Annotated in this window: 1 protein-coding gene; it reads right to left on the bottom strand. The window is 46.0% G+C overall.

Going from position 1 to position 1,577, the window contains the following annotated elements; genetic code table 11:
• Positions 1–60: 60 nt before the first annotated feature.
• A complete protein-coding gene (locus ACWP87_RS13715; protein WP_014568964.1) occupies positions 61–1,464 on the bottom strand; it encodes an ISLre2-like element ISLrh4 family transposase in 1,404 nt (467 codons plus the stop codon).
• Positions 1,465–1,577: the final 113 nt, after the last annotated feature.

Below are 1,577 nucleotides of genomic sequence, written 5' to 3'. Positions count from 1 at the left end.
GACGGCGTCAACTTTTTGTGGGTTTAACTTGTAAACTTTTTGCTAGAATGCTTTTTCAACTTACAACTGATGTGTGATACCGTATTGCCAGCCGCGATGTTTCCCACTAGCGAGTTCTACAAACGCTGCTTGCGCCGCTTGTGAGTATTTCGTGGCTGCTGATTTAAACTGAATCTTAATACGATCATCAACGCGAATATCAATCTTTGTTTGGTGACGTTCCTTGGCTTCGGCTTCTAACCGCTCAAAAACGTTTCCGCCCTTAAGCACGTATACCCGCGTCTGTGATAAATTGTCTGTGCCAGTTTGTGACCAGCCCATTGGCCGCGAACTGAAGCGCTCTGAAAGCATATGACTAATATGACCTTCAGCTGATGTCCCGTGAAAGTCTGGATCATTGTTGGCCTGAATTTGTTTCCAATTCTTGTGAATGAGCGTTCGTGCTTGTCGGACAGCTTTGCGTTCTGACGACCGTAACTGAGGGTCATTGAGCCGAACACGGAAATAATCATTTAGATAGCTTGAGTGCCCTTGTAACGCCCAATGCATGAGAATATCGCCCAGATTACCGGGTACGCCAATTGCCGCTTGTTTGCACGCTTTACGTAGGTGAAATTTATCGTAGACCACCGTGCAGTTGGGTAGAAAATCGGCCCCGGTTTTGATCCAACTGGCACCATCACCGGCCAGAAAAAAGCGTTTGGGCATCTGACCGCCATATTGTTTCATGATGCAATCAAGCGTGGTTTGCCAGATTTCTTCAGTACCAGCTGTTCCCGGGTATTCACCGGTAATATAAAATGGCCTAATCAACTGAAACTTCTTACCCACAGACCGATAACCTTCATGTACATAAACCATTTTCAAGAAATGATTGGTGCCGTCCTGATGGGGGACATGATCTTCATCGGCTTCGACAAATAATGTTTCCGGTACGGGCATTGGTTGATCCTTTAACTGATCCAAAGCGCTGATGGCCTTCCCGTCTCTATGAACAACATGCATGACGGTGCTCTTCGATGGTTTTGTACCCCCGCCGTTACGATCTCCTGATTGCTTGTAAGACATTTGGGCGGCATCTTCCAGCAGCTTAGCTTTGAGGTCGAGCGAAAGTCGGCTACGCTTCTCAATACCAACGAGTTCATCAAGCAAGAAGACACGCTCGCCAGTCCGTTTATCTTGATAATAACGTCGGGTGAAAACCAGTGAGCCAATGGATGCCAAGTAAGTGCGTTCCCGCTTATCTTTGACGCTATAGAATCGACGGCGGTAAGCACTGTCCATAATAGCTTGGTCCACTTGTTCCAGTGCCTGCCCAACTAACTGGCAGAGGTGCTCACGAAAGTTTTCCTGATTGGTTAAAATGAATTGACTTAAATCCAGCTTGCCCGCGACCATCTCCATGACAGATTCATCAATTTCTTTCAACATTTCTAAAATGATTTGTTGTACTATAGGTGACAAGAGCGAATTCCTCCTACTGCTATCGTGTTTTTCTTGCAATTAACATTCTAGCACGAAGGGATTCGCTCCCTTTTTGTTTGCTCAGATATCACCCACTTAAACTTTACGCCATG

This window comes from Lacticaseibacillus sp. 22 (assembly GCF_055413445.1).
Note: the sequence above shows the minus strand (reverse complement) of the source record. Positions and strands in the feature narration are given on the sequence as shown.